Here is a 15,943-nt window from a genome sequence, read left to right as displayed (position 1 = left end):
TGCAATATGTTAATAAATATTTTCCAAAATCATTCAATTATTCTTCTTTTTTACGGCAAAAAAAAGCCTTACTACAATAGTAATAAGGCTTTTCAATTGCCTATTTTAATAGTCGCACAATACTATTCAAACAGGTTTCTTTATAAAATTTATGTTGTTCTTCTAAATCGCAGGTTAACCACTGAATTAATGAACCATCAATCATTGCCCTCATCATTTTTGCATAGGTTAAGGAATCAATGTCTGAACTAAAGACACCTTCTCTTTTTCCTAATTCAATAATTTCTTGTCCAATTCCCCAGCAATTCTCATAAAATTTTAAATTAATTCTTTTGTACTCTTCATTGCTATTTGCCTGAGCTAAAAAGTCTAAATAAACCCTGTAAAATTTTTTATTTTCTATAGGGGATACAAATACAGCATTTAAGTAGGCATGAAGCTTGTCTATAGCTGTTTGATGCTTGCCTATTTCTTGTATTTCATAGCTGTAGATTTTGTTCGTAGTGGATTCAAGTAATTCTAATAAAATGTTTTGTTTGCTTGTAAAGTAGTAATGAACTACCCCTTTTGAGACACTGGCATGATTGGCTATGTCTTGTAGTGTAACCTTATCATAACCTAATTGTGAAACAGCGTTAAAGGCTGCTTTCATAATCTGTTTTTTACGTTCTTCCTCTTTCTTTTTCATAGGAGCCTCCGATGACTTGATAGAAGTTATTATACATGAAGAGTAGCAACAATCCAATTTTATGTTGACCGGTCAGAATAATTTTGATACTGTTTAATGGAATAAAATTGTAGGGGGACGTTTACGATGACGGCAGAAAATTTTAGTGCGTTAGTAGTCAATAAAGATGATGCATTTACAGTGAAAGTGAACAAGTTAACTTTAGAAGATCTACCAAAGGGTGAGGTATTAATTAAAGTTAGTTATTCAGGTATTAATTATAAAGATAGTCTTGCCTCTATTCCTGATGGTAAAATCGTTACGTCTTATCCTTTTGTTCCTGGCATTGATTTAGCTGGGACTGTTGTTTCTTCTGAGGATTCTCGCTTTAAAATTGGTGACGAGGTCATTGCAACTAGCTATGAAATAGGTGTTTCCCATTTTGGTGGCTTTAGTGAATATGCCCGCATCCCAGCGCAATGGATTGTACCGCTTCCAAAAGGACTTTCCCTTAAAGAGGCTATGGTAATTGGTACTGCAGGATTTACAGCTGCATTATCTGTTCAAAAGTTAGAGGAAAATGGTATTCATCCTGAAAAGGGGAAAATTCTTGTGACAGGGGCTACAGGAGGTGTAGGTAGCTTTGCCGTATCTATTCTTTCAACACTGGGTTATCAAGTTGAAGCGAGCACAGGAAAAGAATCTGAACATGAATATTTACAATCACTCGGGGCTACTACAATAGTAAATCGTGAAGAGGTTTATGATGGAAAAATTAAAGCATTAGGCAAACAAAAATGGGCTGCTGCTGTTGATTCTGTTGGTGGAGAGCCACTTGCCTCATTATTAAGCCAAATTCAATATGGTGGGGCTGTTGCATGTAGTGGTTTAACGGCAGGTACACAGCTTCCTACAAGTGTATTTCCCTTCATTTTAAGAGGCGTGAGTTTACTTGGAGTTGATTCTGTTTATTGCCCAATGGACATTCGATTAAACATTTGGCATCGACTAGCGACTGATTTCAAACCAGCAAACCTTAATGATTTTATTCAGCAAGAGGTAACACTACAACAACTTCCTGATGTTTTACCTATTTTACTGAAGGGTCAAGCAAGAGGTAGAATCCTTGTTGCATTATAAGGAGTTTAATTAAGCTTCCTTCTTTATTCTATTTCCCAGAAAATAATTCTAGTTGGCAAATAACAACATACAGCTACTACGCAAAGCGAGCGTGGTAGCTTTTTTTATTGTTGACATCTCCCTGACATAAAAGCGCTTTATAGTAGCTCATGAACAACCCACTTGTTTCCTTTAGACAAATTTAGGCAACAAAGCTTGTCTAAATTTGTACTAACAAGCATACCAATAGAGTATGTAGGCAGTATTCTGGGAATTCAATACTATAATTAATACTTTGGAGATGATCGTATGAAGCGAGCACATATTAATGAATTAGCTATTACACGGGCTTTAGCCATTCTAGCTGTTCTTCTTATTCATTCTACTAGTACACCTGTAACGGCTTTATCTAGTGACTCAAAATTATATCCATTTTATGTATTTTTCAATATCTCCCCTAAATTCGCTGTCCCTGCTTTTATTTTTTTAAGTGGCTTTGTATTATTTTACAATTATATACAAAAGGATTTAACAAAGGAGCTTATCATTCATTTTTATAAAAAAAGAGTGACCCAAATACTCATTCCTTATCTCTTTTTTTCTATTTTTTATTATGCAGCAATGCAATTTTATGTGACACATGATTTAGTAGACACATGGCGTTCTCTATTTAGTATCGAATTTCTAGAAAAACTTTTATTAGGCAAAGCGTATACGCATCTATACTATATTTTTATTATTGTTCAATTCTATCTTATGTTCCCATTATTCCTATATATTTTAAAGAAAAAACCAGCACTATCTCCTTATTTAATTTGGATTGGTTTCGTTCTTCAATGGGTCTTTATTCTATTAAACGCTGAGTTATGGCAGTATCCCTATAGAGGGAGTATCGCTTTTTCCTATCTCTTTTATTTCTTAGCAGGGGCATTTTTAGGAATTTATTTTGAAAAATACAAAGGATGGCTTCAACTAAAAAAAGAAAATTTTCCTATCACGATACTTTTTGTGTGGTGTATATGGCTAATTTCTACTATATATAATGTTTATTTATATTACTTTGTTTATACATCACAAACCTATAAAGTGAACAGCACAATATTTGAGCTAGTTTTTCAGCTACAATCTTTAACAGCCTGTATTGTCTTATTACAGCTTTCTTTCTGGATCTATGATAAATGGAACCATGCTTTTGTAAATGGCTTAATCAATCTAGGAACAGTATCATTTGGCGTCTATCTATTGCATCCATTTTTCCTTTTCCTTTATAGACAATTAAGTACTGGTGGTAATAGTATAATCTATCACCTATGGAGCATTGGTGGCTTTACCTTTGCTCTATTCGTCACATGGATGGTCGTGCTATTGATGGGCAGATTCTTTAAATATCATTGGATTGCCTTTGGACCTATCCCGAGCAAATTCCCTTACAAATAGCCGTTCAATATGCACAGCCAGTCGTCGATTTGTTTCCGTCAACTGGTGTATATTTAGTTGAGAACCTGTTATTTTGTGCTTACCGTTACTGAAATACTAATGTTTCTTCTGTGGTGCATTATTAAATAAGAAGAAACAAATTAAAAAGACCCTGTGGAAATCTACCAAGGGGTTTCATAGTGTTAAAAAAGCAATCAATAAAAAGTGAAAATGAATTTCCGTTGCAGGCTACTTACTTTCCTGTGGGCGAGCGCCGAATTGCTTCCTCCGCTACCACTCCGTTTAGCGTTTTGCCTGTCTTGCTATCCCACGGGAGTCAAGTAGCCCTCCCCTCCCCCACAAAAGTGTTACCTTATTAGCAAAGGTTTTCAAATAAAGTGAAGGTTTTATGAAGAGGGGTTATCACGCATCACTTCTCTACATTGAAAATAAAAACCTATCCTTTTTCTAATCATGCAAATCATGGGCTATTTTGATCGCTCTGCTAGTATGAAAAATAAGGAAAAAACACTTTTGCAGAATGGTTGATTGGAGTGGAGCCAGCGTCACTCCTAGGGGATTTAGCGTCTCAGAGGAGACCCTAGAGCGAACACAGCGGCTCATCGGACGCCCCCTGGAAAGGACGCTGGCGGAACGGAAATCAACCTCTCGCCTTGCCTAAAGGTCTTTCTCTCCTATTAGCATGATCTTATTTAAACACTAAAAAAGCCCTGCGGAAATCTCCACAGGGCTTTTGAACGATTTAATTATTTTGCAATAGAACCGTCTTTTACTTTGTTGTTATTAGCATCAACTAGGTTTGTTGATTTGAATTCAACTACAATGCTGTCTGTTAATGCATAGTCAGCTTTAGTTGTCGCAGTAAGTTTACCACCAGCTACTGTAATAGAAGCAAGTTCTACAGTTGATCCTGCAATTTTAACAGTAACACCTGTTGGAGCAGCTTGATCAGCAATATTTTCAGAGAAATCTACTGTAAATGTTTTGCTATCTACTGCAGTTACTTTAGTAGCAACAGGAACAATATTTTCTTTAAGTGCTACTTGAGTTGTCACTTTTCCACCTTTAAGCGTGTTACCTTTTGTATCTACTACATTGCTAGCTTCAAGTACATAATTACCATTAGCTGTGATAGAACCTTCTGGTAAAGTGAATCTTACTTTCTTAGTACCATCTACAAACTGAAGTTGCGTACCTGCAGGAAGTTCTTTTCCCCCAAGTGTGTAGTTAGCAGCATTTGTAGCTGTTGCAGTCACATCTTTAGCATACTCAACTGTGAATACGTTATTGTCAGTTACAACAACTGGAGTAGCGCCGAATACTAATGAATCTGTTGGTGTTTCAGGTGTAGCTTCAAATACGCCTGTTGTTACATTGAAAGTAACAGTATCAGCAGTTACATTGCCAGCTAAATCTGTTACTGCTTTAGCAGATAACTCGAAAGTGTATGTTGAATTGCTATCTAGATCAATGTCAACTTTTACAGTGTTTTTCTCTGCACCCTCGATTTTACCGTTACCATCTACATCGAAACCTGCATCTGCTTTTACTGCTGTTTCTTTTCCAGTAGTGTAAGCAATACCATTTTGTGTTTTAACAGTTAATTTTCCTTCTACTTTTACTGGCTCACTAAAAGTAAGGTATAATGCATCAACGTCTGTAGTAGCATTTACATCATCAGCTACTAACATTTTAGTAGCAGTAGAAACAAGTGTAGCAGGTGTTAAATCTTTTGAAAGAATAGCATTGAACTCAAATGCATCACCTGCATTACCAGCTAAATCTTTTTGTCCTTCTACTTTAATGTTTGTATTAATGAATGTAGCTGTACCTAAAGCAGATTTAGCATCAATAGTGAATACAGTTTTATCCTCTGTATCTTTAATATCAGCATCTGTTAAATAGAATACAGTTGATCCTACTGTTACTTTTGCATATTCTTTAGTCTCTGCATCTGCATTAAGATTTTGTTTCATTAGTTCTTCAGAGAAATCAAACGTAATTTCTGTACCATTCACTGCTGTAGAAACAGTTGGTTTTGAATTATCAACGTCTGCTTTCAAAACTGTGAAGTTAACTGCGATAGGATTTGCGATATTATTAGCGAAGTCAGTTGCACCAACAATGTCTACTTTGTAAGATTGTTCTGCTGTTAATCCAGTAATTGTTAATTTCTTACCAGATAAAGTATAGCGATCTTTTGATAGTTCTGTACCATTTAAGCTGATTGTTCCTTCACTTTGTACAGGCTCGTCGAACGTGATAACAGCTGTAGTACCTTTAGCTTCTACAGAATTAACGCTTACAGGAGTCGTATCTGCAAATGTGATTAATTTGTTGAACTCTTCAGTTAGAACTTTAGCATCCGCTTTTGTTTTAATTGGTTTTACAGTTACTTTACCATTTGTTAATTTTACTTCTTTATCAGTTGTTAACGTAACTGTCATACCGTCTTCAGATACTACTGCGTTAGTGATTGCTACACCTTCAACAGCATATTTTGTTGTGATTGCTGCATCTTTTGCATCAACAGCTGTGTTGAATTTCACTTCAAGTTCTTTTGCATTCAGTCCTTTTACAGCTTCTACAGCTGGTGTTACTTCTTGAACTGCGTCAATCGTACGTTTTACCATTGTAGCGAATTCTTCGCGGCTAATTTTATCTTGTGGTGCTAATAAAGAGCCTTTACCATTGATTACACCATTTTCTACAGCTGTTTCTAAGTAAGATACAGCCCATTTAGAAGCTTTAGAAGCATCTGCAAATTGGCTAAGATCTGCTTTACCTGTTAATTGGTAGCCTTGAACGATGACTTTAGCAGCTTGTTCTCTTGTTAATTGAGCTTTAGGCTCAAATTTACCATTGCCCATACCATCAAATAATTCTGGTGAAGTTGCAAGTACTGCATTATAGAACCAATCATTTTCACTAACATCAGAAAAATCTTCAGTACCAGTAGCTTTTAAATCTAATGCTTTTGATAAAATTTCAGCCGCTTCTGCACGAGTAAGTGTACCAGCTGGGTTGAAGTTTCCTTTTTCATCGCCTTGGATGTAGCCTTTATCAGTTAAAAATTGAACAGCTTCTTTTGCCCAAGATGAAATGCTAGCTGCATCTTGAAATTCCGCAGCTGATGCTACTGGTACGATTGCTGATGCTACAAGTGCTGCTGTAGCTGTAGTTGCGAAAAATTTACGACCTTTGTTTTGTTTTGTCATAGTATATTCCTCCAGAATTTTAATAAATTATATTATTCTGTGAGAACAATATTATCGCGCTATTTAATTATAAAATTATAAAAATATGTATAAATCGTTCCCACAAATAATAATTCAACCAATTATATGTAAAGCAATCTTCTAAATTTTTCATGATTAAATATCCCAATCAAACTGTAATTTGCTTTACAAGACAATAATATAACTTCATTACCAATAAATAAACGCTAAAAATAAGGTAATTTTAATACTGCATTGGTTATATAGGGAATCTTTTCATAAAAAATTTCTATAATTTAGAAATACTATAACCTTTAACGGCAAAAGTAGCTGTTTCAATTAAATTTACAAATAATTCCTTTTTAATCTAATCCGATTTCATTATTTTTTCAATATAATGATATACAGAATCATAAATTTTTATCCTCCTGAAATTACATCTACGATTCTATTATCCATTTATGCCTCGTTAGAAATATTCAATTGAGTATCTGAATGCTTTGATTGCAAATTCTTCATTTACCCCATTATCCTATCTTCCCTATAGAAATAGATTGCCTTAGCTGAATCTAATAATAAAAAGAAACGGATTGGGGAAATGCTTATTTCCCAATCCGTTTTATAATTTTGATCATAAAAGCACAACAAGCAGTACTTACTTTGAAAGATCAAGACTTAATGAGATCTACTAACAACAGACCAAACCTGTTCAAACAAATGTAGATGGTCCCCCTGATTCCACCGTTCAGCAAAATAAGGATTATGGAAGTAAGTAAAAGCTACAATAACTGCCATCCCCTTATTTTCCCAACCACTAATTTCTTCAACTTTTTTAGCAAGATGCTGGAGATGATCTTTAATTAAATCTTTATTTGTTTCTATATAATTTGTATACAACAGAAACATTTTTTGATGATTTTGATACAGATTTCTTTTTGTGACATGAAGAAGCCATAGCCAATCATGTAAAGCGATTTCCGCATCAACGCCTTTTTTAGGACTCCATTCAAACAAATCTTTAGAAGTATTATCCAACCACTTAAGGGCAAGCTTTTGGAGCAAATCGTCCTTATTCTTATAGTGTTTATAAAGCGCAGCATGTGTTACGCCTAGCATCTTTGCAATATCTGATAATGTTGTTTTATTTATACCTTTGCTTAAAATAATTGCTTCAGCCGTAGAAAAAATCTTCTCTTCTGAAAGAATAGCCATTAAATATACTCCTTTCGCTTCTCATAGTTACATTTTGTTGACAATGTAACTATAACATGTGTAATATACAATAACAAAGTTACAAAATAAAAAAATTGTAACTTTTAATAACGGGTTGTGGAGGATGAATTTTATGGTGAAAGAAATGTATGAACGGGTTGCTTTGGTATTAGGCGGATCTGGAGGGATAGGACGTACTGTTGTAGCAAAATTAGTAGAGGAAGGTTATGCAGTTGGCGTTCACTTTTCTTCAAGTGAATCAAAGGCTAACGAATTAGTTGAAGAAATATTAGCTGATAAAGGACATGCTATAAGTGTGGGAGGTGATGTAGCAAATGAAATAGAAATGAATATGGCTTTTGACCAAGTAGAAACCGCTTTTGGTGGTATAGATGTCGTGATAAATACAGCAGGAATCATGTTACTTAGTCCAATTGCAGATTTGAATTTAAATGATTTAGATAAAATGCATCGCACAAACATCAGAGGTACATTTGTTATCTCACAATTAGCTGCACAACGAGTAAGGAGAGGTGGCTCCATAATTAATTTCTCTACCTCTGTCACTCGTAGCCAATTTCCAAACTATGGTGCTTATGTAGCAAGTAAAGCAGCTGTTGAATCTATTTCAATGATTCTAGCTCGTGAATTAAGAGGAAAAGATATAACTGTTAATGCAATAGCTCCTGGACCAACGGCAACACCTTTGTTCTTCCATGGAAAAGATGAAAAACAGATTCATAATTTAGCAAATGCTGTACCATTAGAAAGACTAGGAGAACCTAGGGATATTTCAGAAGTTGTTTCTTTTTTAGCAGGACCAGCACGTTGGGTAAATGGACAAGTAATCTTCGTAAATGGTGGTTTGGCTTAATAACGAACTGTTACCAAGGTAAATACCCCTTTAGATTAATCTAAAGGGGTAAGATAAAAAATCATCTATCTCTTTTTGTTATTCTGGTAATGCCTACATGACCTTAGGCTCCACAAGCATAATATGGCATTCCTTTTCAGCAAAGGGCATGTGTTCCGCTCCTCCAGGAACAATAAACATCTCACCTTTGGATATTTTCACCTGACCATCCCGAAAAGCAATAAACATCTCCCCTTCGAGCACAATAAATACCTTATCAGCCCCTTGATGTTCATGCCATATAAAATCCCCAGCAATCTTCACCACTTTGAATTGAAAATCGTGTATTTCACCAATAATTTTCGGTGACCAAAGCTCCTTTAATTCGGATAACTTCTCATTTATATTGATAACTTGATCTTGCATATTCATCTCTCCTTATTTACTTTTGGAAAAGGTTTTTCCTATTATTCGTCCTTTTGTAAGGCTTCTGTTATATTTTGCAAAGCGTACTCGATAGCTAATGGACCTCCTGTAATAGCGGAAGTATCCATTAAATGAATATTACCTTTTTTTACGGCATTCATATTATTCCAGACATTGCTTTGATTTAACTCACTCATTAATGCTTCCTTTTTTGTAATATCACCGATAAGGAAAATATGGTCTGCTTGAATAGTTGAGATGCCTTCAAATGCAGCGAATTGATTATTATTCCCCTTAAATGTATGATCTGGTGTTAGACCCAAGCCCTTTTCTTTATCGAAAGCAAGTGTATAAACAGGGTTATCTTCACCAAGAACATTAAACGTTTTTCCGTCCCAAGACAAAATAAGCGCTACAGACTCTCCTTGAATTGACTTTAATGCTTCACGTCCTGTTGAGATATCTTTCATCATTTTATCAATTACTTTTTCCGCCTCATCGTCTTTTCCGATAATCTCGGCTACTGTACGAAGTCCATATTGCCAGTCTTCGTAGATGTCCTGTGATTGCAACGTAATGACTGGGGCGATTTTTTCTAGGGATTCATACAATTTTTCATGATGTTCTGTTGCTAAAATATAATCAGGGCCAATCGATAGCGTTTTTTCAATACTAGGGGACAATTTATCGCCTAATTCCTCTGTTGAATCTAGCTTACCGTTTAAATAAGACAAAGTGGATAAATATTCTTTATCAGTAGAAGCTGCAGGTGGCTCACCTAATGCAACTAAAATTTCAGGATAAAAATACCATAATGAAACAATTTTTTCTGGTTCTTTCTCGATGACAAATTCTTTACCTAGGGCGTCTTTAATGGTTCTAGGCCAAGCAGTTTCTTCTACATTAACTGCTGATGAAGATATGTCTCCTATAGTTGACCCCTTATTTTCAGCAGGCGATTTATGACAACCTCCCAATATACCTGCTAGTAGTAGCATTAAAAATAGCAGTCCTTTAATCTTTTGCATTGAAATTCCTCCAACATAAAATCTCTGATATACACTTAGTATAGTAAAGTCATGTTTGGCGGAGAATGGAAGCTTGGTGAACTTAGCATGGATTATTGATGAACTTATCTCGATATTCAGTAGGAGAGATACCATATTGCTTCTTGAATACTCTACTAAAATAAAAGGGGTCAGTAATTCCCACCGTTTCTGCAATTTGTTGTACAGGCACATCACTTGTAAATAGCATTTTTTGAGCCATGTTTATACGATAGTTTAATAAATATTCTGCTGGACCCATCCCTGCATGCTTTCTAAATATATAGGATAGTCGATTTCGATTAACGTTATATTGTTCGGCAAGAGAGGTAATGGAAAGGCTTTGATAATAGTTTTCATGAATATAAGTAGTTATTCGTTCGAATAGAGTGTGAGACGCACAGCTATTTTGTCGATTAGCTACACATAATAATGCTTCATTCAGTACATCACGAAATAGCATTTCTGTCTGAAACATTGATATACCTCCACGCTGATTATATACATGCCATAGACGCATAATTAACTCGATTAGACGAGGAGATTGTCCTATCGGTAATTCAAAATGCTGATGTGAAAAACTTGTCTCTGCTAAATTCTCCGTACATATCCTGTACAAAACCAGAATATATTCCCAATTTGCATCATCAAAATTTTTTTGATTTAGTTTCATCTTCGCTCCCCCGTGTACAACTTTTCCTGGAGAAAATATGTAAGGGGTTCCATTAAATTGAAATTCTATTTTTCCAGAAAGGGGAAAAACAAATCCTGGAAAAGAATCTGTATAATCCGCGGAAGGTACACCTGTATTTCTAGAATATCGATAGATTCCTTTTACTTGGAAAGGAGTGTTTGCTAAATGCTCTGCAAGCTGATTTACGTCGATTTTCATACTTATATACCTCATTTCAATAATAATTTGTTTGGAAAACCAATATTTGTCATACAGCAAACTGCACGTACCACAATAAGTTACTGCTTTTTCAAGGTGTAGTCCTCGGTAGTTGGGTTGAATTATAGTTTTCATCTTATTCATTACCAAAAATATAAAAAGGTAGGGATGACGGCTCTCGCCTATCCCTACCTTATCGATAACGATTATCATTGTCAATTAAGTTGAAGCCTCCCTCTTATACCCAAAGATCCATCAACCTCACTCATTTCATTTCTCTATCTTTTATCCTCTTCCTAAAAGCAATTTCTTGCAAATCATCTCCTATTTCTTGTGAAAAGGATTTTATTTGGAAGGCTTCTGAAAGCCTTTGATTCTCAGATAAAGCTACTACTTGTAACAATTTTTCTTCATAATTTTGTACAAAATGATCAAGCGTCGGACTGGTTACTTTCAGGACTTTCGCAATATGGAGACTTGAAACTATACCTTTGCTCAACATTATAGATTGAAGTATCAATTTTGTAATCAACACTTCGATGAACGTCGAAATGTTTATATTTTACAATGAGTCTGACAGTGAAAACATTTATGGGAGGAACTAAAAATGAAAATAATGAAACAAATGCCAAATACCAAAATAATAAATCCTAAAATTTTATATTATGGATTTCCGGTAATTTTACTAAGTACGTTAAATGAGGATGGAACAGTAAATATTAGCCCTTTATCTTCTTCTTGGGTATTAGGAGATTGCATTATCTTAGGGATTGGTCTTGGAGGAAAGGCAATTGAAAACTTAGAACATCATCCTGAATGTGTCATAAATATCCCAGACCCCTCTCTCTGGGAAAACGTGGAACAGTTAGCTCCTTACACAGGAAAAAATCCAGTTCCAGATTTTAAGAAACAGATCGGTTTTACATTTAGAAAAGAGAAATGTGATATTAGTTGCTTAACACCTATTGGGTCTACAACGGTTATTCCTACTCGAATTATGGAGTGTCCTATTCAAATCGAAGCAAAGGTAAAACATATACGTATTCCAGATTATTCTCCTAATTTTGCTATCGTTGAGACCCAAACGACACAAGTACATGCCCACGAAGAAATAATTATTGACGAAAATCATATTGATCCAAATAAATGGAGTCCACTAATTTATAATTTTCGTCATTATTTTGGTTTGGGTAGCAGCCTTGGTAATAACTTCCGCTCTGAGATCTGAACATTGGGATTAAAACATATGGTTCACAAAAAAAGACCAGGTTCTCATTTGAGCGCCTGGTTATTTGTTAATAATTAGGTCTATAATAATATGCTTGCTGCTCATACGCACTAAATACTTCACTATTAAGAAATACAATAATTAAATCTGTTTTTTTCCATTTAGAAATGAAAAATCTTTCTTAGAACATTCACTTTATCTCTTTCATAAATTCTCTAAAGTCTTCAACGATTTCTTTTGCTTTTGTACGATATAAGAAATGATCCCCTTCAAATGTCATCACTTTCCCATGGACAGAATTAGCTATTTGTTTTTTATGCTCTGGTACCCATCTGTCCGTTACTGGATGCTTCTCTTGTATAAACAAAATAACTGGAAGATTTTTAGGGAATATTAAACTTTCAGCCGCTTTAAAGTTAGCATACATCATTTCAGCTTCATTTAACTGGCTGAGATTATACATATTTTTGTGCTTAAGAATTTTCAGTTGTTCTTTTGTTTTCTCATCATAGGGTAGTTCGACATATGGGTCATCACTAAGCTTCACCTGCAATCTAGCTAAACCTGATTTTTTTAGTAGTTTTAAAGTAGTTATTACTGAAGGTTCAATCTTTCTTTCACTTATTGTCGGAACACTACTATCCAGCCCGACAAATGCACTTACTTCGTTTGGATATTTGTTCACATAATCCAATCCGTAAAGGCCTGAAATGGAGTGGCCCATTAGAATATAACACTCAATTTGAAGGCGCTGTAATGCTTCATGGATTTCACTAACAATATTCTCAGTGCTTCTTTCTTTTTCGGTAAGAGCACTTAATCCATAACCAAAAGGTTCTATGACCACAACCTTGTAAAATGGAGATAATTCATCTACTAGTAGTTGAAAATCAAGTGCTGGTGCTGCTGTTCCATAACCAGGTAAGAGTACGACGGTTTCTTCTCCTTCTCCCTGGATAAAGACATTCATTTTTTTCCCATCTACGGTGATAGACTGACCATAAGTTTCTAGTTTTCCTTGCTCCATTTTGCTACAAACAATATGAACAACGAAAACAACCGCTAATAAAAGTAATATGGCTATAATTAAACCTACTACTATTTTACTTATAAAGGTTATCGTTTTTTTCATTATTTTGGCACGAGGGTATAGAACAGCAAGCGATAACTGTGTTTTCCTTTCTTCTCGTGCCACACCTCCCTTTCATACTTTCTTCTCCCTATTAATCTATCTCGGCTACTTTCATAAACCGCTAAGGATAGCTTATACAATGAAGGTGTACTGCCTATGAAAACAATATGAACAGCGTATGAACAAAAAAATAGTACGTCATTAAATAAATACAGAAAGGACCTAATGATTCTTTTGCTATGACATTGCTTAATTGACATGAAAAAAAGGATCTTCAAATCGAAGATCCTTTTGCTACTTTGTCAGATTTTCTGTATTTAGCTTTTACATTTTTTAATAATCCATCTTTATCAAGCAAAGTTGGTAAACTGATACCGATAACGATTATGACAATACCTGCTATCTGCAAAGTTGTAACCGTTTCGCTTAAGAGGATAACTGATACCATCACCGCGATTGGCAATTCAACAGCACTCAATATGGATGACATACCTAATCCCACTTTAGGCACTGCAATTGTGAATAAGAAAACTGGTATAATCATGCCAAATAACCCCAATGCTAAACCATAAATCCACAGCCCTTCGTTAAACAAAGTGCCATTCCAAATAATTTCTGGAGACTGAAAAGCCGCAGTCGTCATGAAAGCGAAGAAAGAAACCAATACTAAGCGATTAGAGGTTGTCATACTTGCGGTTGTCTTTCCGTTTACATATAAAAATAAGGAGTAACAAAGAGCAGCTGCTAAACCCCATAACCACCCTTGAAAAGGTATTTGAGACAAATCAACATCAATTATGCCTGCAGCTGGTATGGTTCCAGCTACTAATATAATTAAAGAGATGCATTCAATTCTACTTGGAAATTGCCGTCTTGTGATACAAGAAATCAGCATACCAATCCATGTAAATTGGAACAGTAATACTACTGCCAAGGAAGCAGGCAAAAAGTTTAAAGAATGACCATATAAAATATTTGTTAACCCTGTTAACATGCCTGCAAACAGAAGGATTTTAACGCCTTTAAAGCTAAAATTTGATCTATTTGTAACTAAGGAAATACATACTGCTATACAAAAGCCGATAAAAAACTGACTTGTAACTGCCTCAGATACAGAAAAGCCACTACGCATTGCCAGTTTTATAATAGTTGAAACGATACCAAAACTACTAGCTGCAATCACTACTAATAGGGGATAAAGATACATCTTGATTATTCACTTCCCTCTCAAAACTTGTCTATTGATGAAATATTGTTTATGATTTTGAGATGTCGAAAAAAATCATAATCTCCAATATATATCACAGATTGTTATTTTACAATCTTTTTTTCGTTAATAATGTATCCTCTCGTAGAGGAAAACCTAATTTTTAAACATGATAAAAAAGCCAAAACCCACATGTATCAAGGGTTTGGCTTTTATCTTTGTATTTCATTAATAAAGAATGTTAAATTGAATGTTTTTTCTCAATTTCCTTCAGCATAAATCTTATACTGTAATAATCCAATCAAAAAAACACCCCCTATATAAAGAACATAGAAGTGAGATGTTTTTAATGTTCACTAATAGTATTAGAACGGCCGCAAACGTTTAACGTGACTCTTTTGGCGGTTGGCATACATCACATTTTCGTTGGTTTTTATTTTTAAATTTCGTAAATGTTTTTTCAAAGTTAGTACCACATGCACATTTAAATAGTAGCTTTTGAGAAAAACCATGGTATTCAGTCGTTAGCAACTTACTTTCTGAATTGTTCTCAACAAATTTCTGAATTTCACCAATCGTCCAACGTTTATTCATTTCCTTACACCTCCATATTTAATCGTTCCGCGGAGGCTTTTCTTGGCATCCGTTATAAAAAAGAGCTTAAGTATCTTAAGTGCCTCATTATAACATGAGCTGGCTCACAATAAAACAGAAGTTTTACAAGCGTTGGAGGGCTGTACTCTTGCCTGTTACGGTTCGAGCGAGCCTCTAAACATTTGGTTTTCTAAGGAAATTTCATCTTTAATCATTATTTTTAAGATTCAAAGCTTTTGAATCTGCTCTTTAATATCCACCGTGCATAATCCTCCATGATAACAAATCACCGATTCAATGTCTAGGTCTACATATTTTTTTAAAGATTGTTGAGCAACCTCTAAATCTAAAGTGGTTGGAACATGAATCCCTCCCAATATACCATTTACACTATACATCGAATCGCCGGCAACAAGCGTTTTACTTTGCTTCAAATATAAACTAATATGGCCAGGCGTATGTCCTGGCGTATGGATAACTCGTATTCCCCCACAATATGGTAGTTCTTGACCGTCTTTCAAGGTCTCATCCACTTTCCCCTTGGGTGGATTCTCTATGTGCCCGTCTTTCAAAAGCGGTAAATCCCCCTGAATATAAGGCTTATCTAGTTCGTGCGCATAAATTTTTATATGACTACCGCAATTTTGCAATATTTCAGGAAGACTGCCTATATGATCGATATCCTGATGTGTCAAAATCACAACTTTTAATTGGTTGAACGACACGCCTACATCTTCCATTGCCTTACGTAAATCTTCCATTTGACCTGAACATCCAGTATCAATTAAAACAGCCATCTCCTGATCCCATAAAAGCGTTGGATGAATGAAGGCTCCGTTAAATTTAAGCTCCAGAATCTCTACTCCCCTAGAAATTTTCATCATTTCTTCCCCTTTATGTTGATTAGATTTT

15 protein-coding genes are annotated in these 15,943 nt (G+C 35.0%); 4 read left to right on the top strand and 11 right to left on the bottom strand.

Annotated elements, in window-relative coordinates; translation table 11 throughout:
* Nucleotides 1-100: 100 nt before the first annotated feature.
* Nucleotides 101-688, bottom strand: coding sequence for a TetR/AcrR family transcriptional regulator (locus MKY76_RS07135; RefSeq protein ID WP_054550665.1), 588 nt, complete (start codon nucleotides 686-688; stop codon nucleotides 101-103).
* 126 nt (nucleotides 689-814) lie between these two features.
* On the opposite strand from MKY76_RS07135, the gene MKY76_RS07130 reads away from it, so the two are divergent.
* Together MKY76_RS07130 and MKY76_RS07125 are read left to right on the top strand one after the other, a co-directional pair.
* Nucleotides 815-1,807, top strand: a complete 993-nt coding sequence (locus MKY76_RS07130; RefSeq protein ID WP_048389661.1) for an acryloyl-CoA reductase — start codon at nucleotides 815-817, stop codon at nucleotides 1,805-1,807.
* 288 nt (nucleotides 1,808-2,095) lie between these two features.
* A complete protein-coding gene (locus MKY76_RS07125; protein WP_342557596.1) occupies nucleotides 2,096-3,223 on the top strand; it encodes an acyltransferase in 1,128 nt (375 codons plus the stop codon).
* A gap of 746 nt (nucleotides 3,224-3,969) precedes the next feature.
* On the opposite strand, the gene MKY76_RS07120 is transcribed toward MKY76_RS07125, so the two are convergent.
* Both MKY76_RS07120 and MKY76_RS07115 read right to left on the bottom strand, forming a co-directional pair.
* On the bottom strand, nucleotides 3,970-6,441 hold the full coding sequence (locus MKY76_RS07120) for an S-layer homology domain-containing protein (protein WP_112117629.1): 2,472 nt from the start codon (nucleotides 6,439-6,441) through the stop codon (nucleotides 3,970-3,972).
* Nucleotides 6,442-7,116: 675 nt separating this feature from the next.
* Nucleotides 7,117-7,653, bottom strand: coding sequence for a TetR/AcrR family transcriptional regulator (locus MKY76_RS07115; RefSeq protein ID WP_048391146.1), 537 nt, complete (start codon nucleotides 7,651-7,653; stop codon nucleotides 7,117-7,119).
* Between the two features lie 133 nt (nucleotides 7,654-7,786).
* Between MKY76_RS07115 and MKY76_RS07110 the strand changes: the two genes are divergently transcribed.
* Nucleotides 7,787-8,527, top strand: a complete 741-nt coding sequence (locus MKY76_RS07110) for an SDR family oxidoreductase (RefSeq protein ID WP_288582212.1) — start codon at nucleotides 7,787-7,789, stop codon at nucleotides 8,525-8,527.
* 93 nt (nucleotides 8,528-8,620) lie between these two features.
* Here the strand turns inward: MKY76_RS07110 and MKY76_RS07105 are convergent, their stop codons facing one another.
* From MKY76_RS07105 to MKY76_RS07090, 4 genes are all read right to left on the bottom strand, one after another.
* Nucleotides 8,621-8,932, bottom strand: a complete 312-nt coding sequence (locus tag MKY76_RS07105) for a cupin domain-containing protein (RefSeq protein WP_048391149.1) — start codon at nucleotides 8,930-8,932, stop codon at nucleotides 8,621-8,623.
* Between the two features lie 41 nt (nucleotides 8,933-8,973).
* Nucleotides 8,974-9,960, bottom strand: coding sequence for an ABC transporter substrate-binding protein (locus MKY76_RS07100; protein ID WP_257961461.1), 987 nt, complete (start codon nucleotides 9,958-9,960; stop codon nucleotides 8,974-8,976).
* Between the two features lie 82 nt (nucleotides 9,961-10,042).
* Nucleotides 10,043-10,870 carry an AraC family transcriptional regulator gene (locus MKY76_RS07095; protein WP_048391153.1) on the bottom strand — a complete coding sequence of 276 codons (828 nt, stop codon included), beginning with the start codon at nucleotides 10,868-10,870 and terminating at the stop codon, nucleotides 10,043-10,045.
* A gap of 265 nt (nucleotides 10,871-11,135) precedes the next feature.
* The gene (locus MKY76_RS07090) at nucleotides 11,136-11,405 is read right to left on the bottom strand and encodes an opine metallophore biosynthesis dehydrogenase (protein ID WP_342557595.1); all 270 of its coding nucleotides are present in this window, start codon (nucleotides 11,403-11,405) and stop codon (nucleotides 11,136-11,138) included.
* A 72-nt stretch (nucleotides 11,406-11,477) separates the two neighbouring features.
* Between MKY76_RS07090 and MKY76_RS07085 the strand changes: the two genes are divergently transcribed.
* Nucleotides 11,478-12,098, top strand: coding sequence for a flavin reductase family protein (locus tag MKY76_RS07085; RefSeq protein WP_313871656.1), 621 nt, complete (start codon nucleotides 11,478-11,480; stop codon nucleotides 12,096-12,098).
* A gap of 190 nt (nucleotides 12,099-12,288) precedes the next feature.
* Here the strand turns inward: MKY76_RS07085 and MKY76_RS07080 are convergent, their stop codons facing one another.
* The 4 genes from MKY76_RS07080 to MKY76_RS07065 form a co-directional block, all read right to left on the bottom strand.
* Nucleotides 12,289-13,230, bottom strand: a complete 942-nt coding sequence (locus tag MKY76_RS07080; protein ID WP_342557891.1) for an alpha/beta hydrolase — start codon at nucleotides 13,228-13,230, stop codon at nucleotides 12,289-12,291.
* A 274-nt stretch (nucleotides 13,231-13,504) separates the two neighbouring features.
* Nucleotides 13,505-14,437 (bottom strand): DMT family transporter, encoded by a 933-nt coding sequence (locus tag MKY76_RS07075; RefSeq protein ID WP_257961463.1) that lies wholly within the window; start codon nucleotides 14,435-14,437, stop codon nucleotides 13,505-13,507.
* Between the two features lie 384 nt (nucleotides 14,438-14,821).
* The gene (locus MKY76_RS07070) at nucleotides 14,822-15,031 is read right to left on the bottom strand and encodes a hypothetical protein (RefSeq protein ID WP_048391161.1); all 210 of its coding nucleotides are present in this window, start codon (nucleotides 15,029-15,031) and stop codon (nucleotides 14,822-14,824) included.
* 227 nt (nucleotides 15,032-15,258) lie between these two features.
* Complete coding sequence (locus MKY76_RS07065) at nucleotides 15,259-15,912, bottom strand: MBL fold metallo-hydrolase (RefSeq protein WP_342557890.1); 654 nt, start codon at nucleotides 15,910-15,912, stop codon at nucleotides 15,259-15,261.
* Between the last annotated feature and the right edge of the window lie 31 nt (nucleotides 15,913-15,943).

This window comes from Lysinibacillus sp. FSL P4-0201 (assembly GCF_038593425.1).
GTDB classification, from domain to species: Bacteria; Bacillota; Bacilli; order Bacillales_A; family Planococcaceae; genus Lysinibacillus; species Lysinibacillus capsici.
This window is presented reverse-complemented; position numbering and strand designations above follow the sequence as displayed.

Bases quoted from the DNA above. Each gene is read 5' to 3' on its own strand.
- MKY76_RS07115 (WP_048391146.1), bottom strand. From the start codon at position 7,653: ATGGCTATTCTTTCAGAAGAGAAGATTTTTTCTACGGCTGAAGCAATT.
- MKY76_RS07100 (WP_257961461.1), bottom strand. From the start codon at position 9,960: ATGCAAAAGATTAAAGGACTGCTATTTTTAATGCTACTACTAGCAGGT.
- MKY76_RS07130 (WP_048389661.1), top strand. From the start codon at position 815: ATGACGGCAGAAAATTTTAGTGCGTTAGTAGTCAATAAAGATGATGCA.
- MKY76_RS07125 (WP_342557596.1), top strand. From the start codon at position 2,096: ATGAAGCGAGCACATATTAATGAATTAGCTATTACACGGGCTTTAGCC.
- MKY76_RS07065 (WP_342557890.1), bottom strand. From the start codon at position 15,912: ATGAAAATTTCTAGGGGAGTAGAGATTCTGGAGCTTAAATTTAACGGA.
- MKY76_RS07120 (WP_112117629.1), bottom strand. From the start codon at position 6,441: ATGACAAAACAAAACAAAGGTCGTAAATTTTTCGCAACTACAGCTACA.
- MKY76_RS07095 (WP_048391153.1), bottom strand. From the start codon at position 10,870: ATGAAAATCGACGTAAATCAGCTTGCAGAGCATTTAGCAAACACTCCT.
- MKY76_RS07085 (WP_313871656.1), top strand. From the start codon at position 11,478: ATGAAAATAATGAAACAAATGCCAAATACCAAAATAATAAATCCTAAA.
- MKY76_RS07075 (WP_257961463.1), bottom strand. From the start codon at position 14,437: ATGTATCTTTATCCCCTATTAGTAGTGATTGCAGCTAGTAGTTTTGGT.
- MKY76_RS07080 (WP_342557891.1), bottom strand. From the start codon at position 13,230: ATGAAAAAAACGATAACCTTTATAAGTAAAATAGTAGTAGGTTTAATT.
- MKY76_RS07105 (WP_048391149.1), bottom strand. From the start codon at position 8,932: ATGCAAGATCAAGTTATCAATATAAATGAGAAGTTATCCGAATTAAAG.
- MKY76_RS07110 (WP_288582212.1), top strand. From the start codon at position 7,787: ATGGTGAAAGAAATGTATGAACGGGTTGCTTTGGTATTAGGCGGATCT.
- MKY76_RS07070 (WP_048391161.1), bottom strand. From the start codon at position 15,031: ATGAATAAACGTTGGACGATTGGTGAAATTCAGAAATTTGTTGAGAAC.
- MKY76_RS07135 (WP_054550665.1), bottom strand. From the start codon at position 688: ATGAAAAAGAAAGAGGAAGAACGTAAAAAACAGATTATGAAAGCAGCC.